Origin of the sequence: Phenylobacterium sp. SCN 70-31 (assembly GCF_001724605.1) — a bacterium.
Lineage (GTDB): Bacteria > Pseudomonadota > Alphaproteobacteria > Caulobacterales > Caulobacteraceae > Phenylobacterium.
Genome location: NZ_MEEX01000018.1, coordinates 68,168 through 83,677 on the forward strand (window position 1 = coordinate 68,168; position 15,510 = coordinate 83,677).

Below are 15,510 nucleotides of genomic sequence, written 5' to 3' on the forward strand. Positions count from 1 at the left end.
TCGATCCTCAGGTCTCGCCCGGCGCGAGGGCCTTCACGGACAACGCGTGGACAGGCCCGGCCAGTTCCTCGGCCAGCGCGCGATACACCATCCGCTGGCGCGCCACCCTGGGCGTCCCCGAGAACGCCGGGGCTTCGATGGTCACGTTGAAGTGGCTCTCGCCGCCCTCGCGGGCGCCAGCGTGACCCGCATGCCGGTCCGAGTCGTCCACGATCTCCAGCCGCGTGGGCCGGAAGGCCGCGGTGAGCTTGTCTTGAATGGCATCAAATATGGCGCCCATCGGCTCTATCTTCAATTCTTGTACGGAACTTTCTCCCCACCATACTCGGCTCATGCCCGGCGCGTTTCAATACAGGCCAAAGTTCGTGGATATCCGCGTGCGACCGCCGTCCGAGAAGGACGAGACGGCCGAGGACGTTCACGCCCTGAAGCCCGGCGAACGGCGGTGCGACCACCCCGGCTGCCGCCAGGCCGCCACCGCACGCGCGCCCAAGAGCCGCGACATGCTGAACGAGCACTACTGGTTCTGTCAGCCGCATGCCGCCGAATACAACCGCAACTGGAACTTCTTCGCCGGCATGGCCGAGGGCGAGGTCCGTCGCCGCCAGCAGGAGGAGATGATGACCGGCGGCCGCCCCACCTGGGAGATGAAGGCCGGCCGCATGAGTCGCGAGGCCGCCGCCTTCGCCGCCAAGTTCGGCGCGAAGCAGGGTCCCGGCCCAGGTCACGATCCCTTCAACCTGTTCGGCGGGGGCGGAACTCAGGCGAAGGTCGAGACGCCCAGCCGGCGTCTGGGCAAGATCGAACGCAACGCCCTGGCCGACCTCGATCTCGATGAGGACGCCGACGCCTCGAAGATCCGCGCCCGCTACACCGAACTGGTCCGCCGCCTGCACCCCGACGCCAACAACGGCGACCGCTCGGGCGAGAACCGGCTCCAGCGGGTCATCAAGTCCTATCAGGCGCTGCGCAAGGCCGGGATGGCCTAGGTGAACGCCCGGAAGGCCACATAGGCGGCGACGGCGATCACCATCAGCGCGAACAGTCTCTGCGCCAGCGCCGCACGCGCCGACAGCGCCCCCGCGACGGGTCCCGAGGCCAGGACGCCCACCGCCCCGCCGCCCACCAGGGCGCCGAAGACCGGCCAGTCCACCAGGCCGGAGGCCGCATAGCTGACACTGGTCGCCGCGCCGAACAGCGCCACCGACACCAGCGACGAGGCGGCGGCGTGGGCCAGGGTCATGCCGGTGGCGGCCATCAGGCCCGGCGCGATCAGGAAGCCGCCGCCGATGCCGAAGAAGCCGGCCGCCAGCCCCGTTCCGAGCCCGATGGGAGCCAGCTTCAGCACGCGGCCGGCGTCGAGACGCACGGACGGGTCGCCGACATTTCGGCGGGGCAGCAGCATCGAGCCGCCGACCAGCGCCATGACTCCCGCGAAGCCGGCCAGCAGCGCCTGGCCGTCCACCTGCTTGGCGAGGTGCGCGCCCGTGAGCGACCCGGCCAGGCCCGCAGCGGCGAACACCAGGGCGCAGGGCCATTTCACACGGCCGGCCCGCGCCTGCACGGCCAGGCCGGCGAGCGCGTTCACCGCTACGGCCGACGCCGAGGTGCCGATGGCCACGTGCGGGTCACGCACGCCGACGGCGTAGATCAGTAGCGGGGTGGCCAGGACCGAGCCGCCGCCGCCGAACACGCCCAGCAGCAGGCCCACCAGAGCGCCGCTGGCGAGGGCGGCGCCCAGCGCCCAGGAGACGTCCACGGTCAGGCCGCCCCGAGATCCGACGGCGCGGTCCGGGGACGGTTCCACGGCATCGCGGCCAACAGGCGGGCCAGGCCGCAGAAGCCCGTGACGCCCGCGAACGTCAGGCCGGCGCCCACGAAGGCCGGGATGGCCAGGAAGGCCGGATGGACCGCGCCCCCCAGGCCGACTCCGGCCAGCACCAGCGCGCCCGCCGCGATCTGCACCTGGCGCATGATCTCCAGCGGCGCCTTGCGATCCTCGGCTACGGGCAATCCGGCGGCCGCCCAGGCGTCGACGCCACCCTCCAGCACATAGGCCGGGCCGCCGACGGCCTCGGCCAGCCGCTGGCAGTTGGCGCCGGTCCGCATCCCGGTGCGGCAGGTGAAGATCACGTCCCGGCCGGGATCGATCCTCAGCCGCGCCGTCTCGAAGTCGGACAACGGCCGCGACAGGGCGCCCTTCACGTGGCGTCGGGCGAACTCGTCGGCTTCGCGGATATCCACCAGGACGGCGCCGCGCCCGGCCAGTCGGCGGCCGACCTCATCCGGCGGCAGGGGGATCAGAGGAGCGTTCGGAAGAGGGTTCATGGGGCGACCTCATGTCGGGGGGACAGAAGATCTCGGCGAGCGTCGTCACCACGCGCACGGCGGCGGGGTCCGAGATCCGGTAGCGCACGCTCTGGCCTTCGCGGCGCGTGGCCACGATGCCCTCTTCCCGCAGCACCGCGAGGTGCTGCGACAGGGCCGACTGCGACAGGCCGACCAGGGGCTGAAGCTCCCCCACCGCCCGTTCGCCGTCCGCAAGCTGGCACAGGATCATCAGGCGCCGCTCGTTGGAGAGCGCGCGCAGGAGCCGGGCGGCTTCCGCGGCGCTCGCCTCGAAGCGCGAGATGTCGAAGTTCGCGAGATCGAACATGAGGCCTATATATTAGCTATTGCTAAATTAGCAAGTGCTCATATGTATGTTTGAGGCCAGGGAGGCTCCGACCATGCAACCCGACGTTCAAGCGTTTTTCGATCCCGCCACCTCGACGGCGACCTATCTGGTCAGCGACCCGGCGACGAAGGCGGCCGCCATCGTCGATCCCGTCCTGGATTTCGAACCCAGGGGCGCGAGGCTTTCCACGCGCTCGGCCGACGCCGTCCTGGCCGCCGTCCGCGACCGGGGCCTGAACCTGAAGTACGTGCTGGAGACCCACGCCCACGCCGACCACCTGTCGGCGGCCGACTACATCCGCAGAAGCACCGGCGCCGAGGTCGTCATCGGGGCGCGCATCGTCGAGGTCCAGAAGCAGTTCATCCCCACCTTCGAGGCCGACGACGTCGCCGACGACGGCCGGGCCTTCGACCGGCTGATCGACGAGGGCCAGACCCTGCCGCTGGGCGACCTGGAGATTTCGGTGCTGCACACGCCCGGCCATACGCCGGCCTGCGTCACCTACCGCATCGGCGACGCGGCCTTCGTCGGCGACACCCTGTTCATGCCCGACTACGGGACGGCGCGCGCCGACTTCCCGGGCGGCGACGCCGCGACGCTGTACCGCTCGACCCGCAAGATCCTGGCCCTGCCGCCCGAGACCCGCATCTTCGTGGGCCACGACTACCTGCCGCCCGGCCGCGACCATATCCGGTGGGAGACCACTGTGGCCGAACAGCGGGCCGGTAACATCCACGTCCACGACGGGGTGGCCGAAGCCGACTTCGTGGCCATGCGCCGGGCGCGCGACGCGACGCTGGCGCCGCCCACCCTGATCCTGCCGTCGCTTCAGGTGAACATCCGCGCCGGCGCGCTGCCGCCGGCGTCGCCCGGCGGACACGTCTTCCTGCGACTGCCGGTGAGCCGGGTCTGACGCCGGCCCGGCCGTCAGGCCGCCCGGCGAGACCCTGCGGCCGGGGTGGCCTCGCCGGCGACCGTGAAGCCGCCCATCAGGCGCGACAGGTCCACGCTCTGGGCGTTCAGCGAATGGGTGGCGGCGGTCGTCTCCTCGACCATCGCGGCGTTCTGCTGGGTGAGTTGATCGAGCTGATTGACCGCGATGTTCACCTCGCTGAGCGCACGGTTCTGTTCCATCGCCGAGGCCGCGATCTCGGCCACCAGCGCGTCGATGGTCGTCACGCGTTCGGCGATGGCGGTCAGCGCCTCGCCGGTCTGCCCCACCAGGGCCACGCCGGTCTTCACCTGGGCGCCGGAGGCCGAGATCAGGGTCTTGATCTCCTTGGCGGCTTCGGCCGAACGCTGCGCCAGGGCGCGCACCTCGGAGGCGACGACGGCGAAGCCTTTGCCCGCCTCGCCGGCGCGAGCCGCCTCCACGCCGGCGTTCAGCGCCAGCAGATTGGTCTGGAACGCGATCTCGTCGATCACCCCGATGATCCGGCTGATCTGGCTGGACGAATTGTCGATCTGGTCCATCGCACCGATCGCCTGCTCCACGACCACGCCCGAACGCTCGGCCTCGGCCCGCGCCTCGGCCATCGCCCGGCTGGCGTTTTGCGCCCCCTCCGAGCTACGCCGCACGGTGGCGGTGATCTGCTCCAGAGCGGCGGCGGTTTCTTCCAGGTTCGCCGCCTGCTGCTCGGTGCGGCGCGAAAGGTTCGAGGCGGCCGCGCCGATCTGCTCGACGCCCTCGCCCACCACCCGGGCCGCGCCCGAGGCGGCGCTCACCGCCTGCTCCAGGTTGGCGATCGCGGCGTTGAAGTCCGACTTCAGGGCGTCGAACTCCGGGGCCAGGGCCGCGTCCACCCGCGCCCGCAGGTCGCCCTGGGAAAGGCGGGACAGAGCCGCGCCGATGGCCTCCATGGCGGTGGCCTGGTTGTGCTCGGTCTCCTTGCGCGCGGCCTCCAGCGACTGGCGCTGCGTCTCCAGCGTCTCGAGATAGATGGAGAGCGCGAAATCCATGTCGAGCATCATGGCCTTGACCAGCGCGCCGATGGCGTCGGCCGTCTCGTCGGCGCCCTTGGCGCGACCGCCGAAGCCCTTGGGCCAACGGGTCTCCACCACCCGGCGCAACAGGGCGTCGGTGATCAGGGCGTAGCCGGCGATGTACCACCGGGGCTCCAGGCCGATCCGGGCATGCGTCTGTCCGATGGTGCGCACGCCCCGGACATAGTCCTCGTCGTACTTGGCCTCGGCGATGACGCCCCAGTGGCGACCCTGGCTTCCCGCCGCGGCGGTGATGTGGCTCTCGTCCTTGAAGAACGCGCGCACCTGCGGCGTCTCCCGGAGCCGGGCATAGAACACGCTGAGCGCCGGCTGGACCTCGGCGGCGAGAAACGGACGGAGCGACCGCAGCGTGTCGCGCGCCTTGCGGTCCAGTCCGATGAACTCGAGACGCTCACTGACGGCGTAGGTGTCGCTCACGGGGATCCCCCTCTTGCAAGAAAGCTTAAGCAGGAGCGAAGACGGTTAATCCCCGCTTGCCGCAACCTTCGTCCATGCCGCGACATCTGGACGCATCACATCTCCAGATTGCATCAAGGCCGCGGCGATACGGCCTTCAACTGCAAATTGCCGCGTCTCTCGGGCCATTGGGGCTCAGGACATGTCATTCTCGGCGCCATCGGCCGCGCCCAAGCTACGCCGTCTTTCTCGACGACTGTCGATCTGCGGGCTTGTCTCCGCAGCCTCCCCGGCGTCAGGCTGGCGCCAACGACAGGACGAGGAAACGCCGATGTACCGGATGCTGGCCGCCGCCGCGGCCGCCGCATGGCTGGGCGGCCTGGGAACGACACCCGCGGAGGCGGCGCCCGCAGCGCCCAGGACCGTGGAGCTCTATACGATGGACTGCGGCCGGATCAGCCTGACCAACGCCGACATGTTCGCCGACGACGGGGCGTACAAGGGCGTGGCCGCCGAGATGGTGGTTCCCTGCTATCTGATCCGCCATCCCAGGGGCGATCTGGTGTGGGACACCGGCCTGCCCCCGCCGGCCGCCGGCAAGCCGCCGCCGCCCGGCACGCCGGCGCGCTCGCTGGCCGAACAGCTCGGCGACCTCGGCCTGAAGCCGGCCGACATCGCGTATGTCTCGTTGTCGCACAGCCATTTCGACCACATCGGAAATGCGGGCCTCTTCGCCGGCTCGACCTGGATCGTGGACCCCAGGGAGCGCGAGACCGCCTTCAGCGACACCGCGCGCAAAAGCCCCAACTTCGCCGCCTACGCGGCGCTGGAGACGGCGAAGACCCGCCTCGTCGAACAGCCGACCCTCGACGTCTTCGGCGACGGCAAGGTGGTGATCCACAAGGCGCCCGGCCATACGCCGGGCCACACCGTGCTGCTGGTCCGGCTGCAGGAGACCGGACCGCTGATCCTCACCGGCGACCTCTGGCACATCGCCGCCAGCCGGCCGAACCGGCGCGTGCCGCGATTCAACTTCGACAAGGCCCAGACCCTCCAGACGATGGACGCCGTGGAGACGCTGGCCAAGGCCGAGAAGGCCCGACTGATCCTCCAGCACACGCCCGAGGACTTCGCCGGCCTGCCCACCTTCCCCAAGCCGGCGCGTTAGGGGGCCGTCATGGGCGGACTGATCAGCGGATCGCGCACCCTGTCGGCCAAGGCGCTGGCCGACCGCTCGGCGCGGGCGGCGTCGGGCCTGGCCAGCCTGGGCCTCGGCCAGGGCGATCTGGTCGCCCTCTACCTGCGCAACGATCTGGCCTTCTTCGAGGCCAGCGGCGCGGCGGGCCTGCTGGGCGCCTACCCCACGCCGGTCAACTGGCACTACACGCCCGACGAGGCGGCCTATCTGTTCGAGAACTCGGGCGCCAAGGCCATCGTCATCCACGCCGACCTGATCGATCCGATCCGCGAGGCCCTGCCGCCGGGCGTCCCCGTGCTGGTCGTGGCCACGCCGCCCGAGATCGCCGAGGCCTATGGCGTCGATCCCGCCGCGGTCCCGGAAGGGTTCATCGACTGGTCGGCCTGGCTCGAAGGCTTCGCGCCGCTCGCGCCCTCGGGCGCCGAGGCGCCAGGGACCATCATCTACACCTCGGGCACCACCGGCCGTCCCAAGGGCGTACGCCGCGCGCCGCCCACGCCGGAACAGGCGGCGCTCACCGGCGCCGTGATCGGCCGCGCCTTCGGCTTCGTCGGCCACGGCGATCCGCAGGACATCGTCACCGTGGTCACCGGCCCCATGTACCACTCGGCCCCCAACGCCTACGGCCTGGCCAGCGCGCGCCTGGGCGCCACGGTGATCCTGGAGCCACGGTTCGACCCCGAGGAGCTGTTGCAGCTCATCGAGAAGCATCGGGTCACGCACCTGCACATGGTGCCGATCATGTTCCACCGGCTGCTCAAGCTGCCCGACGAGGTGAAGGCCAGGTACGACCTGTCGTCCCTCCGGTTCGTGGTCCACGCCGCGGCGCCCTGCCCGCCGCCGATCAAGCGGGCGATGATCGCGTGGTGGGGACCGGTCATCAACGAATACTACGGCTCGACCGAAGTCTCGGCCGTCACCTTCTGCACCTCAGAGGACTGGCTCACCCATCCCGGCACGGTGGGCCGGCCATGGCCCGAGGCCGACGTCCGGGTCATCGACGCCGACGGGAACACCCTGCCCCCCGGCGAGATCGGCGAGGTGGTGGCCCGCATCCGCGGCATCTCGGACTTCACCTATCACGGCGACGACCAGAAGCGGCGCGACAGCGAGAAGGCCGGGCTGATCGCGCCCGGCGACGTCGGCTACTTCGACCGGGACGGCTTCCTCTATCTCTGCGACCGCGCCAAGGACATGATCATCTCGGGCGGGGTGAACATCTACCCGGCCGAAATCGAGGCCGAGTTGCTGAAGATGCCCGGCGTGGCCGACTGCGCGGTCTTCGGCATCCCGGACGAGGAGTTCGGCGAGGCCATCTGCGCGGTGGTCCAGCCCAGCCCGGACGCCGACCTCACCGAGGCCGGCGTGAAGGCCTACCTCCGCCAGCACGTTTCGGGCTTCAAGGTCCCCCGGCGTGTGGAGCTGGCCGCGGACCTGCCGCGCGAGGACTCGGGGAAGATCTTCAAACGGAAACTGCGCGAGCCCTTCTGGGCCGGGCTGGAACGGCGCATCTGAGGGGGACGACGCATGAAGGACCTGGCGGGCAAGACCGCGTTCGTGACCGGCGGCGCGTCCGGCATCGGGCTGGGGATCGCCACCGCCCTGGCCCAGGCCGGGGTCAAGGTGATGCTCTGCGACATCGAGCAGGCCGCGCTCGACGAGGCGGTCGCGGGCCTGCGCGCCACCAACGCCGATGTCGCCGGCGTCGTGGCCGACGTGTCGCTGAAGGACCAGTTGCGTGAGGCGGCCGAGGCGACGCTCGACGCCTATGGCGACGTCCACATCCTGGTGAACAACGCCGGCGTGGGCGGGGGCGGCGCCTACGGCGCCTGGACCGACGCGAGCTGGGACTGGACCATCGGCGTCAACCTGATGGGCGTCATCTGGGGCGTCGAGGTCTTCGGCCCTCTGATCGAACGACACGGCCAGGGCGGCCAAATCGTCAACACCGCCTCGGTCGCGGGCCTGCTGTCGGGATCGGGCAACGCCTACAACGTCACCAAGTACGGCGTCGTCGCCCTGTCCGAGGGTCTGAGGGTCGAACTGGCGCCGCGCGGCATCGGCGTCTCGGTGCTCTGCCCGGGCTTCATCCGCACCCGCATCGTCGACTCGGGCCGCAACCGTCCCGACCGCTTCGCCGACGACCAGCCGGCCGCCGCCCCGGCGGGCGAGCGGCTGGCCTGGATCGAGAACCTCCGCACCCGCGTCGATACCGGCATCGACCCGAGGTACGTCGGCGAGCTGGTGCGCGAAGGCATCGAGGGCGACTGGCCCTACATCTTCACCGACGCCGAGTTCGAGCCGATCGTCGAGGCCCGCTTCGCCGCCATCCGGGAGGGCTTCGGCCGCATCCGCGACCGCGTTCCGCCGACGGGCTGACGCCTACTCCCCCGGCATCCGCTCGGTGTCCACCGAGGCCTGGAGCTGCGGCGAGTAGCGCGAGCCCGTGACGGTGTCGCCGTTCACCGTGGCGTCCACGCGGGCGATGATCTCGGGCGACAGCGTCAGGCCGGCGGCGGCGGCGTCCTCGCGCATGTGGTCGGGGCTGGTGGTGCCGGGGATGGGGACGATGTCGTCGCCCTTGGCCAGCAGCCAGGCAAGGCAGAGCTGGGCCGTCGTGCAGCCGGCGTCACGGGCGATGGCGGCGAAGGCATCGTAGAGGCGCAGGTTGGCGGCCAGCGCCTCGCCCTGGAACCGGGGCATGGCCAGGCGGATATCGCCCGCCTCCAGCCGGGCCGGGTCGTGCGCGCCGCCGGCGAGGAAGCCGCGCGCCACGGGCGAGAAGGCCACGAACGCCACGCCCAGTTCGCGGCACGCCTCGAGGACCGCGATCTCGGGATTGCGGGTCCAAGGCGAATACTCGGTCTGAAGCGCCGCGATCGGATGCACCGCATGCGCGCGGCGCAGGGTGTCGGCCGAGATCTCGGAGAGGCCGATGGTGCGGATCTTGCCCGCCTTCACCAGGTCGGCCAGGGCGCCCACGCTGTCCTCGATGGGCACGCTGCGGTCCAGGCGGTGGAGGTAGTAGAGGTCGATCACGTCCACGTTCAGCCGCTTCAGGCTGACGTCGCAGACGGCCTTGATCGTCTCGGGCCGGCCGTTGACGCCCCGCTGGGTCCCCGTCGCGTCGGTCAGGCCGCACTTGGACGCCAGCACGAACTTGTCGCGGTGCGGCCCCAGCACCTCGCCCACCAGGGTCTCGTTGTGGCCCAGGCCGTAGACGGCGGCGGTGTCGAAGAACGTGTAGCCCGCGTCCAGCGCGCCCAGCAGCACCTCTTCCGCCTGTTTCCGCGGCGGCGGCGATCCATAGGCGTGGCTCAGGCTCATGCAGCCCAGGCCGATGGCCGACACCTCGAACGGACCGATCCGACGCTTCTGCATATGCGCACTCCCTGACTGAGCCCGCGAGAGACGACAGCGCGGCGGGAGAGGTCAACCCCCGCGTCAAACGGCGCCGGCGATCCTGGCCTCCAGTGCGGCCATGTCCTCCACGAACCAGACGTGCCGGCCGCGGTTGGACTCGCGCACGAAGTCGCGCAGGGCGTCGCTCGCCGACACCGCTCCCGAGACGTCGCCCACGAAGGCGACCTTCAGGCCATAGTTGACGAACTTCTGGATCGCCTCGCCCGCCTTGCGGTTGCTGAGCGTGAGGAAGTTGGGGGACAGGCGCGAGACCGGGATCGCCACCAGAGAGGCGCCGGCGCCCAGCGCCTCGCCCACGAGGTCCACCGCCGACCGCTCGCCGTCCAGCGCCGGACCGTCGGGGTCGCAGACCAGGACATCCACATCGGCGATCCTGCGAGACGTTCCCGTCATCCGCCATCCTCCATCCTTCCGCCGTCAGGGCCGGCCGGCGTGCAGCTCAAGCGTCTCGCCATTCTGGACCAGGACGTCGCCGTCGCGAAGCGTCCGGTGCGGGATGCGGTTGGCCGCCATCCAGACGGCCGCGGCCTCGGCGGCCTCGGCCTCGGGATGGTCCGAGCGCCAGTGAGGCACCACGGCGCCGTCGATCAGGCCCAGCCCCTCCCAGACGGGTTCGGGCGCATAGCCCTCGGCCAGGACGGCGGGGTCGTCCATCAGGTCCAGGCCGCGCAGGGTCGGACCGGCCACGCACGCGCCCGCGCTCCAGCCGCCGTAGGCGAGCCGCCCGGCCCAGACGAGGCCCGGCGCCAGGGCGTCGAAGCCGCTCTGCCGCATCGCCCGGCGCAGCAGGAAGGCGTTGCCGCCCGTGGCCCATGTCAGGGTCGTGCGCTCCAGCTCGGCCAGCAGCGCCTCGGGCCGGCGGAAGTAGGTCCGGAGATCCAGGTCGTAGGCCGCAAGTCCGTGGGCCTCGAACTCCGCGACCGGATCGTGGACCCGGCGGCGGTAGGCTTCGCGCTCGGCGGGCGGAATGAAGTCGACGGCGTTGGCGATCACGCCCACGCGCCCGCCGGGCCCCGCCATGCGGACCAGCTCCGCGAAGCTGTCGCCCGTCCGCCAGGACGCCAGGTAGAGCCGCACGCGCGTCCTCAGGCCGCCGTCGCCCACGCCGCCTGGAACCAGGGCGTCAGCCGGCGGATGGCCTCTTCGATCTCGGGCGTGGAGACGGCGAAGCTCAGGCGGATGAAGCGGCGGCCCTCGACCGGATCGAAGTCGATCCCGGGCGCCGTGGCGACGCCGGTATCCTCCAGCAGCCGCTTGCAGAAGGCCAGGCTGTCATCGGTCAGGCCGCCGACGTCGGCCCAGATGTAGAAGGCGCCGTCCGGCGGGGCGATGGACTTCAGGCCCAGCGCCGGCAGCGCCGCCAGCAGCAGCTCACGGTTCCTTCGATAGGTGGCGACATGGCTCTCCAGCTCGTCGCGGCAGTCCATCGCCGCCAGGGCCGCGTGCTGGGCCAGCGACGGCGCCGTGAGGAACAGGGCGCCCATGTAGGCCACCGCCCGCGACGCCTGCGCCTTCGGCACGATCAGCCAGCCCAGCCGCCAGCCGGCCATGCTGAAGTACTTGGAGAAGCTGTTCACGACGATGGCGTCCGGTTCGAACTCCAGCATCGAGCGGGTCGGCTCGCCGTAGCTCAGGCCGTGGTAGATCTCGTCGGAGACGATGCGGATACCCCGCTCGCGGCAGACCCGCGCGATGGCCTCCAGCTCTGCGGCGGGGATGATCGTGCCGGTGGGGTTGGCCGGGCTGGCCAGGATGACGCCCGCCGGCGCGGGGTCGAGCGCCGCCAGCGTCGCCGCCGAGAGCTGGAACCGTTCCTCCGGGCCGCAGGGGATCTCCAGCGCCGTCAGGTTCAACGCCTTCACCGTGTTGCGGTAGGCGACGTAGCCCGGCCGGGCCATGGCGATCACATCGCCCGGCGCGGAGGTGGACGACAGCGCCAGCACCAGCGCAGGAGACGCGCCGCACGTGAGCGTGATCCGCGACGGCTCCACCGTCACACCATAGGTCTCGGCGTAGTGGCGGCCGATGCGGGCCTTCAGCGGCGCGCTCTCCCAGTAGCCCATGCCGTCGGTGTCCAGCACCCGATGCGCGGCCGCCAGCGCGGCGGCGGGGGCGCCGGTCGAGGGCTGGCCGAACTCCATGTGGATCACGCTGCGCCCCTCGGCCTTCAGCCGGTGGGCCAGGCCGCTGACGGAGATGGCGTGGAACGGATCGATCTCGGCGCTCATGCGGATGGCCTAACCCAGGGACAGGCCACGCGCCAAGGCCGCTTGACCGCGAGGCCGGCCTCGGCGAAGCGGGAGGCGATCTTGGGGGGACGCGCCGTGACAACCACCGACGCCGCCGTGGGCAGCGCCTCGAACCGCCGCGTGCTGGCCGCCAGCCTGGTGGGGACGGCGGTCGAGTTCTACGACTTCTACATCTACGCGACCGCGGCGGCCCTGGTGTTCGGCCCCCTGTTCTTCCCCTCGGCGTCGCCGACGGCGCAGCTCATGAGCAGCTATGCGACGTTCGCCGTCGCCTTCTTCGCGCGGCCGGTGGGCGCGGCGTTCTTCGGCCACTTCGGCGACCGGATCGGACGCAAGTCGACGCTGGTGGCGTCGCTGATGACGATGGGCGTCTCGACCCTGCTGATCGCCTTCCTGCCCACCTACGCGATGGTGGGCTGGGTGGCGCCGGCCCTGCTCTGCCTGTTGCGGTTCGGCCAGGGCTTCGGCCTGGGCGGCGAGTGGGGCGGCGCGGCGCTGCTGGCGGTGGAGAACGCCCCGCCCGGCTGGAAGGCGCGGTTCGGCATGTTCCCGCAACTCGGAGCGCCCGTGGGCTTCATCGCCGCCAACGGCCTGTTCCTGCTCTTGGGCCTGGGCCTGTCGCCCGAGGACTTCCAGGACTGGGGCTGGCGCCTGCCGTTCCTGGCCAGCGCGATCCTTGTGGGGCTGGGCCTGTGGGTGCGCCTGAAGATCGGCGAGACACCCGCCTTCCGGAAGGCGGCGGCCGAGGCCGAGCCGAGCCACGTGCCGATCGCCGAAGCCATCCGGCGTCATCCGGGCGAGCTGCTTTGCGGCACCTTCGCCGTCGTGGCGTGCTTCGCCATCTTCTACCTCTCCACCGCCTTCGCCCTGGGCTACGGCACGACCGCGCTGGGCTACAGCCGCGAGACGTTCCTGATGGTCCAACTGGGGGCCATCGTGTTCCTGGCCGCCGGCATCGTGGCGGCGGGGTGGTGGTCGGATATGAGCAACCCAAGGCGGGTGCTCATCGCCGGCTGCTTCGCCACCTTGGCCGTGGGCGCAACGATGGGGACGATGATGGGCGCCGGCTCGCTGGTGCTGATCTGGGCCTGGCTGTCGCTGGCGCTGTTCGCCATGGGTTTCGTCTACGGGCCGCTGGGCGCGTTCCTGCCCAGCCTGTTCCCGCCGCGGGTGCGCTATACCGGCGCCTCCATCGCGTTCAACGTGGGCGGGATCATCGGCGGCGGGCTGGCGCCGATGGCGGCCCAGCTCCTGGCCGACCGGGGCGGGCTGGCGCCCGTGGGCTTCTACCTGGTGGCCGCCGCGGTGCTGAGCCTGGCGGGCCTCCTGCCGCTGAAACCGAAGCACGCGGACTGAGGCGCCTGTCCCGCGACCTCAGACCGGGACCTCAGACCGGGACGTCCCCCGCCACCGTCGTGCGGTGCATGACCCGCAGATGGCCGTCGTAGCCGCCCTCGGCGAAGTGCATGGTGCAGCGGTTGTCCCACATGAGCAGCATGCCGGGCTTCCAGGTGTGGCGGAGCCGGTACCTGTCCTGAAGCAGGTGCTTGTAGAGGAAGCCCAGCACGGCGTCGGCCTCCATGTCGGTCAGGCCCTCGACGCCCACCGTATAGGTCGGGCTGACGAACAGAGCCTTGCGGCCGGTCACAGGATGGGTGCGGACCAGCGGGTGCGGATGTGTCTTGTCGGCTTCGGCGGACGAGATGATCTGCATCGTCCGCTTCTCGGTCTCGCGGGCGAAGAGGCCGCTTGCGCCATAGGGCCGACCGGCCGAGTGGATCGCCCGCAGGGGCGCCAGCATCGCCTTCATGGTGTCGGACAGGTCCTCGTAGGCGCGGGCCGCGTCGACGAAGAGCGTGTCGCCGCCGACGGGCGGCGTGACCTCGGAGCGCAGGATGGTGGCCGAGGGCGGCGCGGGCTGGAAGCTCCAGTCCGAGTGCCAGCCGCCGCCGAAGTTGGGCGCCTTCTCGTCGGGCTCGCGGCGCAGCTCCAGCACGTTGGGGCGGCCGGGCATGGGCGCGATGAAGGGATCGTCGCCGAACGGCCCCATCTGGAGCGTGAAGGCCTCCAGCTCGTCGAGCGTCAGCGGCTGGTCGGGGAACGAGAGCACGGCATGCTTCGCCCAGGCGTCGCGGATCGCCGCCAGGGCCGCCGGCGGCAGCGGACGGGAGAGGTCGACTCCGGTCACCTCGGCGCCGAAGCCACTTTCCCGCGGGTGGACCCGGATCGCACGATCCGAAGCGGGAGCTTCCTTGAGCATCACGGGACCTCCTCCACTTTTGGATAAAACACCCGTTTGCGTCCGCCACGGCAAGCCTGTAATCGGACCCGGCCATGGCCGCTTTCGAAACCGACGAAGACAAGCTGATCACACTCGCGCCCGACCGGGAGGTCGACGTCCGCGAGACCTTCGGCGTGGATTTCGACATGAAGGTTCCGGCCTTCAGCGAACGCGACCCGCACGTGCCCGACATCGATCCGGCCTACAAGTTCGACCCCGAGACCACGCGGGCGATCTGCGCCGGCTTCGCCTACGATCGCCGGGTGATGGTCCAGGGCTATCACGGCACCGGCAAGTCCACCCACATCGAGCAGGTGGCCGCGCGGCTGAACTGGCCGATGATCCGGGTGAACCTGGACAGCCACATCAGCCGGATCGACCTGGTCGGCAAGGACGCCATCGTCCTGAAGGACGGCAAGCAGGTCACCGAGTTCCGCGAAGGCATGCTGCCCTGGGCGCTGCAACGGCCGATCGCCCTGGTGTTCGACGAGTACGACGCCGGCCGCCCCGACGTGATGTTCGTGATCCAGCGGGTGCTGGAGGCCTCGGGCAAGCTGACGCTGCTGGACCAGAACCGGGTGATCCGGGCCAATCCGTACTTCCGGCTGTTCTCGACCACCAACACCATCGGCCTGGGCGACACCACCGGCCTCTATCACGGCACCCAGCAGATCAATCAGGCGCAGATGGACCGCTGGTCCATCGTCACCACGCTGAACTACCTGAGCCACGACGTGGAAGCCGAGATCGTGCTGGCCAAGGCCACCGGCTACGACACGCCCGAAGGCAAGCGGACCATCAACGCGATGGTGCGTGTCGCCGACATGACACGGAACGCCTTCATGAACGGCGACATCTCGACGGTCATGAGCCCGCGGACGGTCATCACCTGGGCCCAGAACGCCGAGATCTTCGGCGGCGACATCGGCCTGGCGTTCCGGATGACCTTCCTCAACAAGTGCGACGAACTGGAGCGCGGCACGGTGGCCGAGTTCTTCCAGCGCGCCTTCGGCCAGGACCTGCCGGAAAGCACCGCCCGCGTTCGCGTGGCCTAGGCTCGCCGACCGGCCGAGACCTTCCCGCATTCGGGTCCCGCTTCGCGCGCGCCGGATGGGGGAGGCTCGGTCTGTTTGGAACCACGGAAGACACGGAAAACACGGAAGGGGCCCGCAAGGGGCCTGGGTGTCCTGAGCCTCCGCGGGAGCGGAGGCTCGGTCATGGGACCGCGGAAAACGCGGAAGGGCGCGGAAAGCGCAGCTTCGCCTTCCGCGTCTCTCCGCGG

17 protein-coding genes are annotated in these 15,510 nt (G+C 70.7%); 7 read left to right on the forward strand and 10 right to left on the reverse strand.

Annotated features, from left to right (window positions below):
• Positions 1 to 7: 7 nt before the first annotated feature.
• On the reverse strand, positions 8 to 280 hold the full coding sequence (locus ABS78_RS14340) for a BolA family protein (protein WP_293380449.1): 273 nt from the start codon (positions 278 to 280) through the stop codon (positions 8 to 10).
• Positions 281 to 332: 52 nt separating this feature from the next.
• Here ABS78_RS14340 and ABS78_RS14345 point away from each other — a divergent pair, with 52 nt between their 5' ends.
• Positions 333 to 989: a J domain-containing protein gene (locus ABS78_RS14345; protein ID WP_293380452.1), complete on the forward strand. Its 657-nt coding sequence runs from the start codon at positions 333 to 335 to the stop codon at positions 987 to 989.
• Here ABS78_RS14345 and ABS78_RS14350 read toward each other — a convergent pair.
• Genes ABS78_RS14350 through ABS78_RS14360 form a run of 3 tightly spaced genes read right to left on the reverse strand, consistent with a single transcriptional unit; the run spans position 986 to position 2,656 of the window.
• Complete coding sequence (locus ABS78_RS14350) at positions 986 to 1,759, reverse strand: sulfite exporter TauE/SafE family protein (protein WP_293380455.1); 774 nt, start codon at positions 1,757 to 1,759, stop codon at positions 986 to 988. The genes ABS78_RS14345 and ABS78_RS14350 overlap by 4 nt on opposite strands.
• Positions 1,760 to 1,761: 2 nt before the next feature.
• The gene (locus tag ABS78_RS14355; protein ID WP_293380458.1) at positions 1,762 to 2,328 is read right to left on the reverse strand and encodes a rhodanese family protein; all 567 of its coding nucleotides are present in this window, start codon (positions 2,326 to 2,328) and stop codon (positions 1,762 to 1,764) included.
• Positions 2,282 to 2,656 (reverse strand): metalloregulator ArsR/SmtB family transcription factor, encoded by a 375-nt coding sequence (locus ABS78_RS14360; RefSeq protein WP_293380461.1) that lies wholly within the window; start codon positions 2,654 to 2,656, stop codon positions 2,282 to 2,284. Before ABS78_RS14360 ends, ABS78_RS14355 begins: the two co-directional genes overlap by 47 nt.
• Before the next feature lie 73 nt (positions 2,657 to 2,729).
• Here ABS78_RS14360 and ABS78_RS14365 point away from each other — a divergent pair, with 73 nt between their 5' ends.
• Entirely contained in the window at positions 2,730 to 3,590 is an 861-nt protein-coding gene (locus tag ABS78_RS14365) for an MBL fold metallo-hydrolase (protein WP_293380464.1), read from the forward strand.
• A 14-nt stretch (positions 3,591 to 3,604) separates the two neighbouring features.
• On the opposite strand, the gene ABS78_RS14370 is transcribed toward ABS78_RS14365, so the two are convergent.
• Positions 3,605 to 5,098: a globin-coupled sensor protein gene (locus ABS78_RS14370; RefSeq protein WP_293380466.1), complete on the reverse strand. Its 1,494-nt coding sequence runs from the start codon at positions 5,096 to 5,098 to the stop codon at positions 3,605 to 3,607.
• Positions 5,099 to 5,408: 310 nt separating this feature from the next.
• Between ABS78_RS14370 and ABS78_RS14375 the strand changes: the two genes are divergently transcribed.
• Genes ABS78_RS14375 through ABS78_RS14385 form a run of 3 tightly spaced genes read left to right on the forward strand, consistent with a single transcriptional unit; the run spans position 5,409 to position 8,654 of the window.
• Positions 5,409 to 6,245, forward strand: a complete 837-nt coding sequence (locus tag ABS78_RS14375; RefSeq protein ID WP_293380469.1) for an N-acyl homoserine lactonase family protein — start codon at positions 5,409 to 5,411, stop codon at positions 6,243 to 6,245.
• 9 nt (positions 6,246 to 6,254) lie between these two features.
• A complete protein-coding gene (locus ABS78_RS14380; protein WP_293380472.1) occupies positions 6,255 to 7,790 on the forward strand; it encodes an acyl-CoA synthetase in 1,536 nt (511 codons plus the stop codon).
• A 12-nt stretch (positions 7,791 to 7,802) separates the two neighbouring features.
• Positions 7,803 to 8,654 carry an SDR family NAD(P)-dependent oxidoreductase gene (locus tag ABS78_RS14385; protein WP_293380475.1) on the forward strand — a complete coding sequence of 284 codons (852 nt, stop codon included), beginning with the start codon at positions 7,803 to 7,805 and terminating at the stop codon, positions 8,652 to 8,654.
• Between the two features lie 3 nt (positions 8,655 to 8,657).
• Here the strand turns inward: ABS78_RS14385 and ABS78_RS14390 are convergent, their stop codons facing one another.
• The 4 genes from ABS78_RS14390 to ABS78_RS14405 form a co-directional block, all read right to left on the reverse strand.
• Positions 8,658 to 9,656 (reverse strand): aldo/keto reductase, encoded by a 999-nt coding sequence (locus tag ABS78_RS14390; protein WP_293380478.1) that lies wholly within the window; start codon positions 9,654 to 9,656, stop codon positions 8,658 to 8,660.
• Between the two features lie 63 nt (positions 9,657 to 9,719).
• Entirely contained in the window at positions 9,720 to 10,091 is a 372-nt protein-coding gene (locus ABS78_RS14395; protein WP_293380481.1) for a DUF4180 domain-containing protein, read from the reverse strand.
• Between the two features lie 24 nt (positions 10,092 to 10,115).
• On the reverse strand, positions 10,116 to 10,775 hold the full coding sequence (locus tag ABS78_RS14400) for a Type 1 glutamine amidotransferase-like domain-containing protein (protein WP_293380484.1): 660 nt from the start codon (positions 10,773 to 10,775) through the stop codon (positions 10,116 to 10,118).
• Between the two features lie 8 nt (positions 10,776 to 10,783).
• Positions 10,784 to 11,926, reverse strand: coding sequence for an aminotransferase class I/II-fold pyridoxal phosphate-dependent enzyme (locus ABS78_RS14405; protein ID WP_293380487.1), 1,143 nt, complete (start codon positions 11,924 to 11,926; stop codon positions 10,784 to 10,786).
• A gap of 96 nt (positions 11,927 to 12,022) precedes the next feature.
• Here ABS78_RS14405 and ABS78_RS14410 point away from each other — a divergent pair, with 96 nt between their 5' ends.
• Complete coding sequence (locus ABS78_RS14410; RefSeq protein ID WP_293380490.1) at positions 12,023 to 13,303, forward strand: MFS transporter; 1,281 nt, start codon at positions 12,023 to 12,025, stop codon at positions 13,301 to 13,303.
• A gap of 31 nt (positions 13,304 to 13,334) precedes the next feature.
• Here the strand turns inward: ABS78_RS14410 and ABS78_RS14415 are convergent, their stop codons facing one another.
• A complete protein-coding gene (locus ABS78_RS14415; RefSeq protein WP_293380493.1) occupies positions 13,335 to 14,207 on the reverse strand; it encodes a TauD/TfdA family dioxygenase in 873 nt (290 codons plus the stop codon).
• A gap of 74 nt (positions 14,208 to 14,281) precedes the next feature.
• Here ABS78_RS14415 and cobS point away from each other — a divergent pair, with 74 nt between their 5' ends.
• Complete coding sequence (gene cobS, locus ABS78_RS14420) at positions 14,282 to 15,283, forward strand: cobaltochelatase subunit CobS (RefSeq protein ID WP_293380496.1); 1,002 nt, start codon at positions 14,282 to 14,284, stop codon at positions 15,281 to 15,283.
• Positions 15,284 to 15,510: the final 227 nt, after the last annotated feature.

What these genes read in the sequence shown, in the direction of transcription:
- ABS78_RS14395 (WP_293380481.1), bottom strand. Translation starts at nt 10,091, where the DNA reads ATGACGGGAACGTCTCGCAGGATCGCCGATGTGGATGTCCTGGTCTGC.
- ABS78_RS14415 (WP_293380493.1), bottom strand. Translation starts at nt 14,207, where the DNA reads ATGCTCAAGGAAGCTCCCGCTTCGGATCGTGCGATCCGGGTCCACCCG.
- ABS78_RS14405 (WP_293380487.1), bottom strand. Translation starts at nt 11,926, where the DNA reads ATGAGCGCCGAGATCGATCCGTTCCACGCCATCTCCGTCAGCGGCCTG.
- ABS78_RS14340 (WP_293380449.1), bottom strand. Translation starts at nt 280, where the DNA reads ATGGGCGCCATATTTGATGCCATTCAAGACAAGCTCACCGCGGCCTTC.
- cobS (WP_293380496.1), top strand. Translation starts at nt 14,282, where the DNA reads ATGGCCGCTTTCGAAACCGACGAAGACAAGCTGATCACACTCGCGCCC.
- ABS78_RS14385 (WP_293380475.1), top strand. Translation starts at nt 7,803, where the DNA reads ATGAAGGACCTGGCGGGCAAGACCGCGTTCGTGACCGGCGGCGCGTCC.
- ABS78_RS14345 (WP_293380452.1), top strand. Translation starts at nt 333, where the DNA reads ATGCCCGGCGCGTTTCAATACAGGCCAAAGTTCGTGGATATCCGCGTG.
- ABS78_RS14365 (WP_293380464.1), top strand. Translation starts at nt 2,730, where the DNA reads ATGCAACCCGACGTTCAAGCGTTTTTCGATCCCGCCACCTCGACGGCG.
- ABS78_RS14360 (WP_293380461.1), bottom strand. Translation starts at nt 2,656, where the DNA reads ATGTTCGATCTCGCGAACTTCGACATCTCGCGCTTCGAGGCGAGCGCC.
- ABS78_RS14355 (WP_293380458.1), bottom strand. Translation starts at nt 2,328, where the DNA reads ATGAACCCTCTTCCGAACGCTCCTCTGATCCCCCTGCCGCCGGATGAG.
- ABS78_RS14380 (WP_293380472.1), top strand. Translation starts at nt 6,255, where the DNA reads ATGGGCGGACTGATCAGCGGATCGCGCACCCTGTCGGCCAAGGCGCTG.
- ABS78_RS14390 (WP_293380478.1), bottom strand. Translation starts at nt 9,656, where the DNA reads ATGCAGAAGCGTCGGATCGGTCCGTTCGAGGTGTCGGCCATCGGCCTG.
- ABS78_RS14375 (WP_293380469.1), top strand. Translation starts at nt 5,409, where the DNA reads ATGTACCGGATGCTGGCCGCCGCCGCGGCCGCCGCATGGCTGGGCGGC.